The following is a 15060-nucleotide window of genomic DNA, read 5'->3' on the forward strand; positions in this document are numbered from 1 at the left end:
GCCGTACATACAATGTATTAACTTCTTCAACAGAGTTATCCACAATTTCTGTTCTTTTTATATTCTGCTTATAATTTGAACGATTCTATTTCGTGTTTTCTATCCGATTGATTTATTGCGATATATTTTTATGTGAAAACGTTATACCGATCACTTGTGCTTTTTTTTGCGCTTGATTGCCAAGGCGTTTTTATTTTTATGCACAGGAAAACTCCGAGTTCATTCATTATAAAAATATATAAAAAAAGCAATGCCCCAAAGCGGTTGAGCTTCGGGTAAAAAGGGGATCAGGCATCTCTGGGTAAGCCTTTTTCAATGGCTCGCACCAGCCGTTTTTTCTGTGGCGATTGAACATCCACAATCAGTGTAGACCGTCTTTTCAATTGTTGTGATATTGCCCAATCAATATGTTCATCCAGCATCGGATCAATACCCCGACGTGCTTCCAGTGCTAACACAATAGTGTCGAGATAGGGCGCATTCCCCAGTGCCACCGAAATATTGCGTAACCAGCGCAAGTGACCAATCCGCCGGATGGCAGAACCTTCCGTTACCCGCAAAAATTTCTCTTCATTCCAAGCAAATAAATCCAGTAACTCTGGCGTATGCAGCACGGCGCGCGGACTAAAATCTTCTTCATCCGTTAATTGGGAGAAGCGGTTCCAAGGGCAGATGAGCTGGCAATCATCACAGCCATAAATACGATTGCCCATCAGTGGGCGAAACTCTTCAGGTATCGCCCCTTCCAGCTCAATGGTGAGATAAGAGATACAGCGGCGGGCATCGACGGTATAGGGGGCGACGATGGCCCCAGTCGGGCAGGTGGTGATGCAGGCGACACAGCGGCCACATTGCTCTTCTTGTGGCTTATCGACGGGCAACGGCAGATCAATCAGCAACTCGCCCAGAAAGAACCAAGACCCCGCATCACGATTTAAAATTAGTGAGTGCTTGCCAACCCAGCCAATTCCAGCTTTAGCTGCCAACGAGCGCTCCATGATGGGGGCGGAATCGACAAATGGGCGGAAATTGATTGCTTGCTGTTCGAGGCAATAACTTTGGATCTGGTCACCCAATTTCTTCAGCCGTTGGCGCAATAATTTATGGTAGTCACGGCCCAATGCGTAGCGGCTCACATAACCTAATGATGAATCTTTCAATGTGCTGGCAAAGGCCGCCTTGGCGGGCAGATAATTCATCCGCACGCTGATCACCCGTAATGTCCCCGGCAATAACTCATGGGGCCGGGCGCGCAGCATACCGTGGCGGGCCATCCAAGCCATTTCGCCATGATATTGTTTATCAAGCCAAGCCTGCAAACGCGGTTCTTCCGCAGACAAATCAGTATCGCAAATGCCTACTTGCTGGAAACCTAGCGATTGCCCCCATTGCTTGATATGTTGGGCTAATTGATTCAAATCGAGGGGGTGTGCCATGACGGACCATAGTAAGAAACAAATCGGGGTTAGTTTACCACACTCTGTTTTTTCTGCGGACTGGGTGCGCCAAAACGAGGCCATTGCTGCGGCACACTTCTCCCTGACCCTATTTGATCTGATGGTCAGAGCGGGTGATGCGGCATTTGAACTGGCGCGAAAACAGTACCCTGCCGCCCGCCATTGGCTTATTTTATGCGGTCACGGCAATAATGGCGGTGATGGTTATATCGTGGCTAGCCAGGCATTGGCGGCGGGTTTGAATGTGACACTCATCGCCTGCCCGGGCAATCGGCCGTTGCCCGCCGAAGCGCACCAAGCGCAATCCCAGTGGTTAGCAGCAGGGGGAGTGATTAATCCACCTGATATGCCGTTGCCGCAACATGTCGATTTGATTATCGATGGGCTGTTGGGTATTGGCCTTCGCTCCGCGCCGCAGGGCGTTTATGCGGCCCTCATTGATACCGCGAACCGCCATCGGGCGGCGAAGATTGCCTTGGATATTCCCTCTGGACTCAGCGCTGACAGCGGTGCCGCCCCCGGTTCCGTCATTCGTGCGGATCACACCCTCACTTTTGTGACGCTGAAACCCGGCTTGCTCACCGGTCAGGCCCGTGATTGGGTCGGCCATTTACACTGCAATGACCTGGGACTGACGTCATGGCTCGCCGCTCAACCCGTACAAATTGAGCGCATGACCGCCGAACATCTGCCGCACTGGCTCAAACCGCGTCGCCCCTGTGCTCATAAAGGGGAGCATGGACGATTGTTGCTGGTTGGCGGTGATAAGGGGCTAGGGGGGGCGATTCGGATGGCGGGTGAGGCCGCGCTGCGTAGCGGTGCCGGGCTGGTGCGAGTGCTCACTCACATTGAGCATGTGGCACCGATTTTGGCCGCTCGCCCAGAGCTGATGGTACAAGAACTAACCGATGAAACCCTTGAGCAAAGTATTCGTTGGGCTGATGTGTTAGTGGTTGGGCCGGGGTTAGGGCAATCTGACTGGGGCAAGAATGCGCTGAATTTATTGCAACAAAGTGATAAACCAGCATTATGGGACGCAGATGCACTCAACTTACTGGCATTAAATCCTCTGAAGCGTCAGAATCGGGTATTGACCCCACATCCTGGAGAAGCAGCCCGCCTGCTGGGGTGTCGCGTCGCTGATATTGAGAGTGACCGCTTACTTTCCGCCCGTAACATCGTTAAACAATATGGTGGTGTGGTGGTATTGAAAGGGGCTGGTACTCTGATTGCCAGTGAACAGGGCGAGATGGCGATTGCTGATGTCGGCAATGCGGGTATGGCCTCCGGTGGCATGGGGGATATTCTGTCTGGCATTATTGGTAGTTTGATAGCACAAAAGCTGGTGCTGTATGATGCTGCCTGCGCGGGTTGTGTTGTGCATGGCGTTGCCGCAGACAAACTGGCTGAAGTTCAAGGCACCCGGGGTTTACTGGCGACAGATTTGCTGCCGGTGATTCCGAAGTACGTTAATCCTGAGTTAGCAAGATAGATATCACAGAATGAAAGAACTCGTTTTACCTTTGCCTGATGAGGCAGCGACCGTTGCATTAGGGGCCACTTTGGCCCATGCCTTCAATGGTGCCAGCGTTATTTATCTCTTCGGCGATTTAGGGGCCGGAAAAACGACCTTTAGCCGTGGTTTCCTTCAGGCCCTTGGCCACCTTGGGCATGTTAAAAGCCCCACTTATACCTTGGTTGAACCCTATGCGTTGACCCCAAGACCGGTCTACCATTTTGACCTCTATCGTCTGGCAGATCCTGAAGAGTTGGAGTTTATGGGGATTCGCGACTATTTCGATAAACAGGCAATTTGTCTGGTGGAGTGGCCGCAGCAAGGGGCGGGATTCCTGCCTCAGGCGGATGTAGAGCTGCATTTGGCTTATCAGGACGAAGGGCGGGAGGCCCGTCTGATTGCCATTTCTGATGCTGGTGCTGATGTATTGCGCCGTTTAGCTGCTGTGCAAGGATAATTTGATAATGATGCATGGCTTAACAAAATCCGTTGGCATGAGATTAGTCAATCGCTGGAAACGCCCATTGGCCTCGCTACTGCTGGTTATGGTGGGATTATTCACCTTGCCTTCAGCACTGGCGATGAAATTGACTGATATTAAGGTCAACAATGGCCCAACTGAAAGTCGCGTGACACTCAGTTTTGATGGCAAACCGATCTACGCCTTTTTCTCTTTAAACGCGCCAGAGCGTGTCGTGTTGGATGTCCGCCAAAGTGGCAATCTTTCAGGTCTACCGCTTGAGTTTAGCGGGCAGAATCTGCTGAAAAGAATCCGCTCCAGCACCCCAAAAGATGAGCAAAGTACCCGTCTGGTATTGGAACTGACGCAAAAAGTGAAGACCCGCGCTGTCACTCAGCAGTCGGGCAACAATTACACCGTCGTCATTACCATGACCGCCACGGATAGCGCCCCTGTTCGCCAGACACAGGTCTTAAGCCAGACCAATACACCTAGCCCTAATGCGGGGCGATTGACGTCGCAAGCAACAAGTTCGGCTCCCGCTGCACGCATAACCAACTCCAATACCACTTCAGTGGCGAAAAATCCGTTTAACAACAAACCCACAGTAGTGGTGAGCAGCGAAAGCACCACGACGAATACTGCCCGCCCGATTAAAACCGCCAGTGTCGCGAACAGTGATCGGGTTGTGGTGGCGATTGATGCGGGCCACGGTGGTCAAGATCCCGGTGCAATCGGGCAAAACGGCTTGAAAGAGAAGAATGTCACTATTGCCATCGCCCGTCGGCTTGAAGCGCTACTCAATAGTGACCCGATGTTTAAGCCGGTGTTGACCCGTAATGGCGATTACTTTATTTCGGTGATGGGCCGATCTGACGTGGCGCGGAAACAGAGCGCTAACGTGCTGGTTTCCATCCATGCTGATGCGGCGCCTAACCGCAGTGCCACGGGAGCCTCGGTTTGGGTGCTCTCCAATCGCCGTGCAAACAGTGAAATGGGGAGCTGGCTGGAGCAACATGAGAAGCAATCCGAGCTGCTCGGCGGCGCGGGCGATGTGTTGGCAAACACCGCGTCGGACCCCTATTTGAGTCAGGCGGTGCTGGATCTGCAATTTGGTCACTCCCAGCGAGTGGGGTATGACGTCGCCACCAAAGTGCTGCGTGAGCTGCAAAATATTGGCGATATCCATAAACGCCGCCCTGAACACGCCAGTCTTGGGGTGTTGCGTTCACCGGATATTCCGTCGTTGTTAGTGGAAACCGGCTTTATCAGTAATAGTACGGAGGAGCGGCTGCTTGGCAGTAGCGCGTATCAGGAGAAGATTGCTCAGGCCATTTATAAAGGCTTGCGCAGTTATTTCCTCGCGCATCCGCTACAAGCCGACCCAAAGGTCGAAAACCGTCCGCTAATCGAAACAGCGGCGGTTGATTCATCTTCATCGCGTTCACGTGTTAATCAGCCTGATCCGGTTGTCAGTAATGCGCAAAGCGGCAGAGTATCTGCCACCAAAACGATTGCGACGGGTAAAAGCCAGATCCATAAAGTGCAACGTGGCGAAACCTTATCCGGAATTGCCAGTCAATACGGTGTCAGTATGGCGGTGTTGCGGCAGAATAATACGCTGAAAAATGATGTGGTCTGGGTAGGGCAGCGGTTGAAAGTCCCGGCCTCCGGCAGTACGGCTGCGGCAGTTACGCCAAAAGCAGCCACGTCAAAAACAACCGCGTCAACTAAAGCGAAATCGAATAAAAGCCAGCCCGTTAAGCATCAGGTAAAACGCGGCGATACGTTATCCGCCATTGCCGCCAGATACGGTGTGTCGATGAGCGAGATTGAGCGGGCGAATAAGATAAAGTCAGGTAACGTCCAACTTGGGCAGACCCTCACGATTCCACAATCGTAAGCGAAAGGAACTGCTATGCCGATTCAGATTCTGCCACCACAGCTCGCGAACCAAATTGCCGCCGGTGAAGTGGTAGAACGGCCTGCATCGGTAGTCAAAGAGTTGGTCGAGAACAGTCTGGATGCGGGTGCGACGCGGATTGATATTGATATTGATCGTGGTGGGGCAAAACTCATTCGTATCCGTGATAACGGCTGTGGGATTAACAAAGAGGATTTGGCACTGGCATTGGCGCGCCATGCCACCAGTAAAATAAGCTCGCTGGAGGATCTGGAAGCCATCCTCAGTATGGGGTTTCGCGGTGAAGCACTGGCCAGTATCAGCTCCGTCTCTCGCCTGATTCTGACGTCGCGCACTGCCGAGCAAAATGAAGCTTGGCAGGCTTACGCGGAGGGTCGCGATATGGCGGTGACCATCAAACCCGCCGCGCATCCTGTGGGCAGCACCCTTGAAGTACTGGATCTCTTTTACAATACGCCTGCCCGCCGCAAATTTATGCGCACTGAAAAAACTGAATTTGGTCACATTGATGAAGTGGTGCGGCGCATTGCGTTGGCGCGCTTCGATGTAGCTATCAACTTGAGTCATAACGGTAAGTTAATGCGCCAGTACCGTGCAGCCACCGACCCATCACAGCATGAGCGCCGTTTGGCCAGCATCTGTGGCCCGGCGTTTTTGCAGCATGCACTGGCGATCTCTTGGCAGCATGATGACTTAACGATTCGTGGCTGGGTGGCTGATCCGGCGGCGAGCCGCACACTCAGTGAAATGCAATATTGCTACGTGAATAGCCGCATGATGCGCGATCGGCTGATCAACCATGCGATCCGTCAGGCGTATCAGGATTTACTCAAGGACGACCAACAGCCCGCCTACGTGTTGTATCTGGATATCGATCCCCATCAGGTGGATGTTAATGTACACCCGGCTAAACATGAAGTGCGCTTCCATCAGGCGCGTCTAGTACATGACTTTATCTATCAAGCCGTGACCACGGTGTTACAACAAGCCGCTACCCCAGTTCTGAACGTCAATGAAGATGGCGAAGAGATCGAAGCTCCGCGCTGGCAGCCGGAAAATCGCGTCGCGGCTGGGGTTAATAAATATGCACAACCGGAACCGACGAAAACCCTTCCGATAGAGCGAAACGCGGCTACTGAGCGAGTATCATCGGTCCGTGAACATGCGGCCCCCGCTTACAGCACGGGCCAGCCTTACCAGAAACAGCAAGGTGAGTTATATCGCCAGCTGGTGCAACCGGCTGTTATGACTCCGCCAGCAGAACTCCGCGCTCCGGTAGTTGCGCCGCCGAAACCACGGCCAACACCTGCTGATGCTCCTCTTCAAGGCGATCATTACAGTTTTGGCCGAGTGCTCACGGTATTTCCACCTTGTTATGCTTTGATTGAATATAAGCAAGGCATAGCATTACTGGCACTGAAGGTTGCAGAGCGCTGGCTGAAACAGGCTCAATTAAACCCGCCGCCAGAAGGACTGCGTCCTCAGCCGTTACTCATCCCGTTAAAACTGACATTAGCTAAAAATGAGGCCGCTGCTTGCCAGCGCCACCAGAACTTATTGATGACGATGGGGATAGAGCTGGCTGTTGAACACGGAAGAGGGACCTTACGTGCAGTATCTTTACCATTACGCCAACAAAATTTACAAAAACTGATACCGGAACTGTTAGGCTATCTGTCGCAGCATGAAGAGATATCGCCTGATGCTTTGGCCACATGGATTGCACGCTATCTTGGCAGTGAACATGAGGTATGGAATGTGTCTCAAGCGATACAGTTATTGACGGATGTTGAGCGTCTTTGTCCACAGCTGGTGCAATCACCCCCTGCTGGGCTATTACAACCTATTGATATAAAGGCTGCATTGGCAACCCTGACTCATGAATGATATTGAAAATCGAGACCGGCCACCGGCAATCTTTGTTATGGGGCCAACTGCTTCAGGTAAAACAGCGCTCTCAATTGCGCTGAGACAGCGGCTACCTGTGGAGTTAATCAGCGTAGACTCTGCCCTAATCTATCGTGGCATGGATATCGGCACGGCTAAGCCCAGTGCAGAAGAGCTGGCGTTAGCGCCACATCGCCTGATTGACATCCGCGATCCGGCTGAATCCTACTCGGCCGCTGATTTCCGTAAAGATGCATTGAAAGAGATGGCCGACATTACCGCTGCCGGGCGAATTCCGCTGTTGGTGGGGGGAACGATGCTCTATTTTAAAGCGCTGTTGGACGGTTTATCGCCGTTGCCCTCCGCCGATCCGCAGGTACGCCAGCGTATTGAAGAGCAGGCGGCGGAGCAGGGTTGGGAGGCATTACACCAGCAATTGGCTGACATCGATCCCGTCTCGGCGGCGCGAATTCATCCTAATGATCCCCAACGGCTCTCTAGAGCACTGGAAGTTTTTTTTATTTCAGGTAAAACTTTAACGGAACTGACTAAAATTTCGGGTGAAACCTTACCTTATCGGGTTCACCAATTTGCGATTGCGCCTGTTAGCCGAGAGCTTCTGCACCAGCGGATTGAATTACGTTTTCATCAGATGCTGGCGGCAGGGTTTGAAGCAGAGGCTAGGGCGCTTTTTGACCGTGGTGACTTGCATACGGATTTGCCTGCCATTCGTTGTGTGGGATACCGGCAGATGTGGTCATATCTGTCCGGTGAGATTGATTACAACGAAATGGTTTACCGCGGAGTTTGTGCGACACGTCAACTGGCAAAGCGCCAAATGACTTGGTTACGGGGCTGGAGTTCAGTTCAATGGCTCGACAGTGATAAGCCGGGAGAGGCTTTAGACTCTGTAATACAGGTTGTTAGTGCATAGGTTGAATGATTGTGTACAATTGATTAGTACTCAACGCGCGGATTTTTTTTTACGCAGTTTATTTTTGAGCCGATAGGTTCTTAGTTAAAAACAACAAGCAAATAAGGAAAACATAGAATGGCTAAGGGGCAATCTTTGCAAGATCCGTTCCTGAACGCATTGCGTCGTGAACGTGTTCCGGTTTCTATTTATTTAGTGAATGGCATTAAACTGCAGGGCCAGGTTGAGTCTTTTGATCAGTTTGTCATTCTGTTAAAGAACACAGTTAGCCAGATGGTTTATAAGCACGCCATCTCTACTGTAGTGCCTTCCCGCCCGGTTTCGCATCACAGCAATAATCCGAGTGGTAGCACCAATAATTATCATGGTAGTAATCCGTCTGCGCCTCAACAGCCGCAGCAGGATAGCGATGACGCTGAATAAAGCGCATTGTTGGTCGACCATGACGGAGAACATAAGCAACGGATTCGGGCTTATGTTCTCCGCACTAGCGGTTTTGATCCGTTTGAGAGGTTGCACGTTTGTTTGACCGCTATGAAGCCGGTGAGCAGGCCGTACTGGTCCATATCTATTTCTCGCAAGACAAAAACTCAGAGGATCTGCGCGAATTTGAAGCGTTGGTATCTTCTGCGGGCGTAGAGGCTTTGCAAATTGTGACGGGTAGTCGCAAAGCACCACACCCTAAGTACTTTGTTGGCGAAGGAAAGGCCGTAGAAATTGCTGACGCGGTGAAAGCCAGTGGCGCGTCTGTTGTCCTGTTTGATCATGCCCTATCCCCAGCGCAAGAGCGAAATCTTGAGCGTTTGTGTGAGTGTCGAGTCATTGATCGTACTGGGCTAATTTTAGATATTTTTGCCCAACGGGCCCGTACCCATGAAGGTAAATTACAGGTCGAGTTAGCGCAATTGCGCCATATCGCGACCCGTTTGGTACGTGGTTGGACGCATCTTGAGCGTCAAAAGGGGGGGATTGGCCTAAGAGGGCCAGGTGAAACCCAGTTGGAGACTGACCGCCGTCTGCTACGCGACCGTATCACTTTGATTTTAAGTCGTTTAGAGCGTGTGGCAAAGCAGCGAGAGCAAGGGCGGCGTGCGCGTACCCGTGCTGATATTCCGACAGTATCCTTGGTGGGATATACCAACGCCGGTAAATCCAGCCTGTTTAACAAAATTACGGCAGCTGATGTTTATGCGGCTGACCAATTATTTGCCACACTGGATCCAACGTTACGCCGCATTAATGTGGCTGATGTGGGGGATACAGTATTGGCGGATACGGTAGGTTTTATCCGGCATCTGCCGCACGATCTGGTTGCTGCTTTTAAAGCAACACTACAAGAGACGCGGCAAGCTTCATTACTGTTACACATTATCGATGCAGCTGATCCTCGAGTCACTGAGAATATGGCCGCCGTCGATACTGTTTTGGCAGAGATCGAGGCCGATGAAATACCTACATTATTAGTAATGAATAAAATTGATTTGTTGGATGATTTTGTCCCGCGAATTGATCGCAACGAAGACAATCTGCCAGTCAGAGTTTGGCTTTCTGCCCAAACCGGCGCAGGGATCCCGTTGCTCTTTCAAGCGTTGACGGAACGCCTTTCAGGTGAGATCGCACACTATGAATTGCGTTTACCGCCTCAGGCAGGTCGTCTACGTAGCCGTTTTTACCAGCTTCAGGCAATTGAAAAAGAGTGGATAGACGAGGACGGGAACGTCGGTATGGTGGTCAGAATGCCTATCGTGGATTGGCGTCGTCTCTGTAAACAAGAGCAGGAATTGATCAGTTATATTACTAGTGAATCTGGTGTAGTTAATTAGTGGATTATCTGATCTTTCTTGTGAAAATAAGAGCCAGCGTCTTTGGCATGTGCTCTTGGCCTGAAGAAAACCAATCATAGAAGAATGGAGCTAAAACATGGCGTGGAATCAGCCCGGTAATAACGGACAGGACCGCGATCCGTGGGGGAGCAGCAATAATAATGGCGGCAACTCTGGCGGAAATAACAATAATAAAGGTGGCCGTGACCAAGGGCCGCCTGATCTGGATGATATCTTCCGTAAACTGAGCAAAAAACTGAGTAGCCTCGGTGGCAAAGGTGGCGGAAGCGGTAATGGCAACAATGGCGCAACACAAGGTCCTGGCTTCAGTGGGCGTATTGTGGGCATCGCGGTTGTGGCGGTTGTGGTTATCTGGGCGGCAAGTGGTTTCTATACAATTAAAGAAGCCGAGCGCGGTGTTGTGACTCGCTTGGGTAAATTAAGCCATATCGTGCAGCCTGGTTTGAACTGGAAACCGACCTTTATCGACGAAGTGACCCCAGTTAACGTTGAATCTGTGCGTGAATTGGCCGCTTCTGGTGTCATGCTGACCTCTGATGAGAACGTGGTTCGCATCGAGATGAACGTGCAGTATCGCGTGACTGACCCGGCCGCTTATCTGTTTAGCGTGACGAATCCGGATGATAGTCTGCGTCAGGCAACAGACAGCGCCGTGCGTGGTGTTATCGGTAAATACACCATGGACAAAATTCTCACCGAAGGCCGTACCATCGTGCGTAGTGACACTCAGCGTGTACTGGAAGAGACCATTCGTCCGTACAACATGGGGATAACACTGCTGGACGTTAACTTCCAGGCAGCACGTCCGCCGGAAGAAGTTAAAGCGGCATTTGATGATGCGATTGCAGCCCGTGAAAACGAACAGCAGTACATTCGTGAAGCGGAAGCCTATACCAACGAAGTCCAGCCACGTGCTAATGGTCAGGCACAGCGTCTGTTAGAAGATGCCCGTGCTTATGCCGCACGTAAAGTGTTGGAAGCGCAAGGTGAGGTTGCTGGTTTTGCCAAGTTGTTGCCTGAGTATAAGGCTGCACCGGAAATTACCCGTGAGCGTCTGTACATCGAAACCATGGAGAAGGTTCTGGGCAAAACGCGCAAAGTGTTGGCTAGCGATAAAGGCAACAGTTTGATGGTGCTGCCATTGGATCAAATGCTGCGCGGTCAAGGCGCAGATAAAGCGGATGGCAACAAAGACACCAGCCTGCTTCGTTTGAATCCGCCTTCCTCTGCTAATAGCAGCCAAGAGTCTGGTGCAAGTAACTCAAGCTCAACCAGTGGCTCTATCATGGATCAGCGTCGAGCGAATGCTCAGCGTGATACTTCCACTCGCGTAGGGAGAGAATAACCAATGCGTAAGTCTATTTTACTTATCGTCGTTGTGGTGTTAGTCGCACTCTACGCTTCGCTGTTTGTGGTACAAGAAGGTCAGCGCGGGATCGTGCTGCGCTTTGGTAAGGTATTGCGTGATAGTGATAACAAGCCTCTGGTGTACGCACCGGGCCTGCACTTCAAGATACCATTTATCGAAACAGTGAAGACGTTGGACGCCCGTATTCAGACCATGGATAACCAGGCTGACCGTTTCGTGACTAACGAGAAGAAAGACCTGATTGTTGACTCCTACCTGAAATGGCGTATCAGTGATTTCAGCCGTTACTATCTGGCCACCGGCGGTGGTGATGTATCTCAGGCTGAAGTGCTGTTGAAACGTAAATTCAGTGACCGTTTGCGTTCTGAAATTGGTCGCCTGAATGTTCGCGACATTGTCACCGACTCTCGTGGTCGCCTGACTTCAGATGTGCGTGATGCACTGAATACCGGTAGTGTTGGTGATGAAGCTGTCACGACTGAAGCGGATGATGCGATTGCTTCAGCAGCGGCCCGTGTTGAACAGGAAACTCGTGGCAAACAGCCAGCGGTTAACCCGAACAGCATGGCGGCACTGGGTATCGAAGTGGTTGACGTACGAATCAAGCAAATCAACTTACCAGCTGAAGTTTCTGATGCAATCTTCCAGCGTATGCGTGCTGAACGTGAAGCGGTAGCCCGTCGTCACCGTTCACAGGGTCAGGAAGAAGCAGAGAAGTTGCGTGCAACGGCTGACTATGAAGTGACACGTACACTGGCAGAAGCAGAACGTCAGGCGCGTATTACTCGCGGCGGCGGTGATGCAGAAGCGGCTCGTCTGTTTGCTGATGCATTCAGCAAAGACCCAGACTTCTATGCCTTCATTCGTAGCTTGCGTGCGTATGAAAATAGCTTCAACAGCGGCAATGATGTGATGGTGCTTAGCCCGGACAGTGATTTCTTCCGCTACATGAGATCACCGGATAACTCCAGCAAACGTCCATAACGGCTGTTGTTACAGCGCGTTTTGACCGAAACAGCAAGGCCCGTTCACGCGGGCCTTTTCTATTTGAGCCCGTTTTTATCTTTTGAGACAGACAATGAATTCAACCATTTTGTTAGCATTGGCACTGGTTTTGGTGCTGGAAGGTCTTGGCCCGATGCTTTATCCCAAAGCCTGGCGCAAAATGATTCAGGCAATGACCCAATTACCGGATACCACATTACGCCGTTTTGGCGGTGGATTAGTGGTTGCAGGCGTCGTTATCTACTACATGTTGCGTAGCCGCATGGGTGGCTAAATGTAAGCACAAAAATTGTTCAGTTATGTGTTAAAAAGTACTGAAAGCCGCCGTATGAGATGTTAGAATCCTTTTTTAAGCAACCTGGTGATTTTTGAGATGGGTAAGAACGTCGTCGTACTGGGCACCCAATGGGGTGACGAAGGTAAGGGCAAGGTCGTTGACCTGCTGACTGAACGGGCTAAATATGTTGTGCGCTATCAAGGTGGTCACAACGCTGGCCACACTTTGGTTATCAACGGTGAGAAAACCGTTCTTCATTTAATTCCCTCAGGTATTCTGCGTGAAAACGTAACCAGCATCATCGGCAACGGTGTTGTACTGGCACCTGACGCTTTAATGAAAGAGATGACAGAACTTGAAGCGCGCGGTATCCCTGTTCGTGAGCGACTGTTACTCTCCGAAGCATGCCCATTAATCCTGCCTTATCATGTGGCACTGGATAATGCGCGTGAAAAAGCACGTGGTGCAAAAGCCATTGGGACTACCGGTCGTGGTATCGGTCCTGCCTATGAAGATAAAGTTGCCCGTCGCGGTCTGCGTGTAGGTGATTTGTTCAACAAAGAAACCTTCGCGATCAAGCTGAAAGAGATTGTGGATTACCACAACTTCCAGTTGGTGCATTACTACAAAGAAGACGCAGTTGACTACCAAACGGTGCTGGATGATGTATTGGCTATTGCCGATATTCTGACCGCCATGGTGGTTGACGTTTCTGAATTGCTGGATAATGCCCGCAAGCAAGGCGAGCTCATCATGTTCGAAGGCGCACAAGGCACCTTACTGGACATCGACCACGGTACTTATCCGTATGTCACCTCATCTAACACCACTGCGGGCGGCGTAGCGACAGGTTCTGGCTTGGGCCCACGTTATGTTGATTATGTACTGGGTATCGTTAAAGCTTATTCTACTCGTGTAGGTGCAGGTCCATTCCCGACTGAACTGAACGACGAAACAGGCGAATTCCTGCGTAAGCAAGGTAACGAATATGGCGCGACCACTGGCCGTAGCCGTCGTACTGGCTGGTTGGATATCGTTGCCGTGCGCCGTGCTGTGCAGATCAACTCCCTATCTGGTTTCTGCATGACCAAACTGGACGTGCTGGATGGTCTGCAAGAAGTGAAGCTCTGTGTTGGCTACCGCATGCCAGATGGCCGCGAAGTGGATACCACCCCACTGGCTGCTGAAGGCTGGGAAGGTATCGAGCCTATCTACGAAACCATGCCAGGCTGGTCAGAAACCACCTTTGGTGTGAAAGAACACAGCAAGTTGCCACAGGCAGCCCTGAACTACATTGCACGTGTAGAAGAGCTGACAGGCGTTCCGGTTGATATCATCTCTACCGGTCCTGATCGTGATGAAACCATGATCCTGCGCGACCCATTTGATGCATAATTGATGATTGATTGGCTAACCGCCAAAAATCAGCATTCAGATGTGCGTGTTTGAAGTAATAGCCGGGCTTGCGTCCGGCTTTATTGTTTGTGCTCTTCTTGCATTTGCTGCAGGTCTACAACGCCAATGAATTTGGGGATGAAATCTAGGCTGAAATTGCCCCCAATATGCCGTTTTACATCAAAAAACTCACCCGCCACCTAAATGATTAGCCGCAAGCTTTATGGCTGGTTTATCATTCAAGGTATATATCAGTCATACTTCAAGTTGCATGTGCGTTGGCTGCCTTCGTTCACTGATGTAAGCTCTTGGGAATTATGAGCCTCATTAGAGGCTCACCCTACGGGCCAGCACTTGTGCTGTTCAAAATGGTTTACAACCAATTTGTCGCTCGGTGGCCGCTTTCCTGTAACTCGAATTATTTAGGATATAAGTTTCTAAATAGCACCTAGAATCGCACTTATGACCGATCAAAAATGTGTCATCTTAGATGGGTTTAAGCCGGGTAAACTGATACTCAGGGGTATACGTGCAGTTAACAAGTTTTACTGATTATGGTTTGCGGGCGCTTACTTATATGGCCTCGCTGCCTGAAGGCCAAATGACCAGCATTTCTCAGGTCACTGAAGTCTATGGCGTGTCTCGCAATCATATGGTTAAAATAATCAATCAGTTGAGCCGTGTCGGGTTGGTAACGGCGGTGCGGGGCAAAAATGGCGGGATACGGCTGGGTAAGCCTGCCGAGCAGATTCGAATTGGTGACGTTGTGCGCCAGCTTGAGCCACTCTCTTTGGTGAATTGCAGTAGCGATTTTTGCCACATAACACCCGCTTGCCGCTTGAAACAAGTGCTTAATCAGGCGGTACAGAGTTTCCTTAACGAGCTGGATAACTATACTTTGGCTGACATGGTCCAAGATAATGCCCCGCTCTATAAACTATTACTTGTTGAGTAGTTTTTATAATAAAACATGTGTATGCCCAATAGATTTG

Annotated in this window: 13 protein-coding genes; 12 read left to right on the forward strand and 1 reads right to left on the reverse strand. The window is 50.8% G+C overall.

The annotated features are described in order from the left end of the window. Positions 1 to 287: 287 nt before the first annotated feature. On the reverse strand, positions 288 to 1436 hold the full coding sequence (gene queG, locus HRD69_RS07725) for a tRNA epoxyqueuosine(34) reductase QueG (protein ID WP_004875472.1): 1149 nt from the start codon (positions 1434 to 1436) through the stop codon (positions 288 to 290). Between queG and nnr the strand changes: the two genes are divergently transcribed. The 12 genes from nnr to nsrR all read left to right on the forward strand — a co-directional run bounded on the left by nnr (position 1435) and on the right by nsrR (position 15023). Continuing rightward, on the forward strand, positions 1435 to 2949 hold the full coding sequence (gene nnr / locus HRD69_RS07730; protein ID WP_032814644.1) for a bifunctional ADP-dependent NAD(P)H-hydrate dehydratase/NAD(P)H-hydrate epimerase: 1515 nt from the start codon (positions 1435 to 1437) through the stop codon (positions 2947 to 2949). The two genes, queG and nnr, sit on opposite strands and share 2 nt — an antisense overlap. A 10-nt stretch (positions 2950 to 2959) precedes the next feature. Next, positions 2960 to 3430, forward strand: coding sequence for a tRNA (adenosine(37)-N6)-threonylcarbamoyltransferase complex ATPase subunit type 1 TsaE (tsaE, locus tag HRD69_RS07735; RefSeq protein WP_004875470.1), 471 nt, complete (start codon positions 2960 to 2962; stop codon positions 3428 to 3430). A 79-nt stretch (positions 3431 to 3509) separates the two neighbouring features. Continuing rightward, entirely contained in the window at positions 3510 to 5336 is a 1827-nt protein-coding gene (gene amiB / locus HRD69_RS07740; protein ID WP_032814652.1) for an N-acetylmuramoyl-L-alanine amidase AmiB, read from the forward strand. 15 nt (positions 5337 to 5351) lie between these two features. Next, positions 5352 to 7244 (forward strand): DNA mismatch repair endonuclease MutL, encoded by a 1893-nt coding sequence (gene mutL, locus HRD69_RS07745; RefSeq protein ID WP_004875468.1) that lies wholly within the window; start codon positions 5352 to 5354, stop codon positions 7242 to 7244. Further along, entirely contained in the window at positions 7237 to 8178 is a 942-nt protein-coding gene (miaA, locus tag HRD69_RS07750) for a tRNA (adenosine(37)-N6)-dimethylallyltransferase MiaA (protein WP_032814641.1), read from the forward strand. Before mutL ends, miaA begins: the two co-directional genes overlap by 8 nt. A gap of 117 nt (positions 8179 to 8295) precedes the next feature. Beyond that, the gene (gene hfq / locus HRD69_RS07755; protein WP_004392473.1) at positions 8296 to 8601 is read left to right on the forward strand and encodes an RNA chaperone Hfq; all 306 of its coding nucleotides are present in this window, start codon (positions 8296 to 8298) and stop codon (positions 8599 to 8601) included. Between the two features lie 98 nt (positions 8602 to 8699). Beyond that, positions 8700 to 10001: a ribosome rescue GTPase HflX gene (gene hflX / locus HRD69_RS07760; RefSeq protein ID WP_004875466.1), complete on the forward strand. Its 1302-nt coding sequence runs from the start codon at positions 8700 to 8702 to the stop codon at positions 9999 to 10001. Between the two features lie 97 nt (positions 10002 to 10098). Beyond that, on the forward strand, positions 10099 to 11367 hold the full coding sequence (gene hflK / locus HRD69_RS07765) for an FtsH protease activity modulator HflK (RefSeq protein WP_004875465.1): 1269 nt from the start codon (positions 10099 to 10101) through the stop codon (positions 11365 to 11367). 3 nt (positions 11368 to 11370) lie between these two features. Continuing rightward, on the forward strand, positions 11371 to 12375 hold the full coding sequence (gene hflC / locus HRD69_RS07770; protein WP_004875464.1) for a protease modulator HflC: 1005 nt from the start codon (positions 11371 to 11373) through the stop codon (positions 12373 to 12375). A gap of 94 nt (positions 12376 to 12469) precedes the next feature. Next, positions 12470 to 12670, forward strand: a complete 201-nt coding sequence (locus HRD69_RS07775; RefSeq protein WP_004875463.1) for a DUF2065 domain-containing protein — start codon at positions 12470 to 12472, stop codon at positions 12668 to 12670. A gap of 99 nt (positions 12671 to 12769) precedes the next feature. After that, positions 12770 to 14068 carry an adenylosuccinate synthase gene (locus tag HRD69_RS07780; protein ID WP_032814639.1) on the forward strand — a complete coding sequence of 433 codons (1299 nt, stop codon included), beginning with the start codon at positions 12770 to 12772 and terminating at the stop codon, positions 14066 to 14068. 529 nt (positions 14069 to 14597) lie between these two features. Continuing rightward, positions 14598 to 15023 (forward strand): nitric oxide-sensing transcriptional repressor NsrR, encoded by a 426-nt coding sequence (gene nsrR, locus HRD69_RS07785; protein WP_004875460.1) that lies wholly within the window; start codon positions 14598 to 14600, stop codon positions 15021 to 15023. The last annotated feature ends 37 nt before the right edge of the window (positions 15024 to 15060 follow it).

The organism is Yersinia mollaretii ATCC 43969 (assembly GCF_013282725.1).
GTDB lineage: Bacteria > Pseudomonadota > Gammaproteobacteria > Enterobacterales > Enterobacteriaceae > Yersinia > Yersinia mollaretii.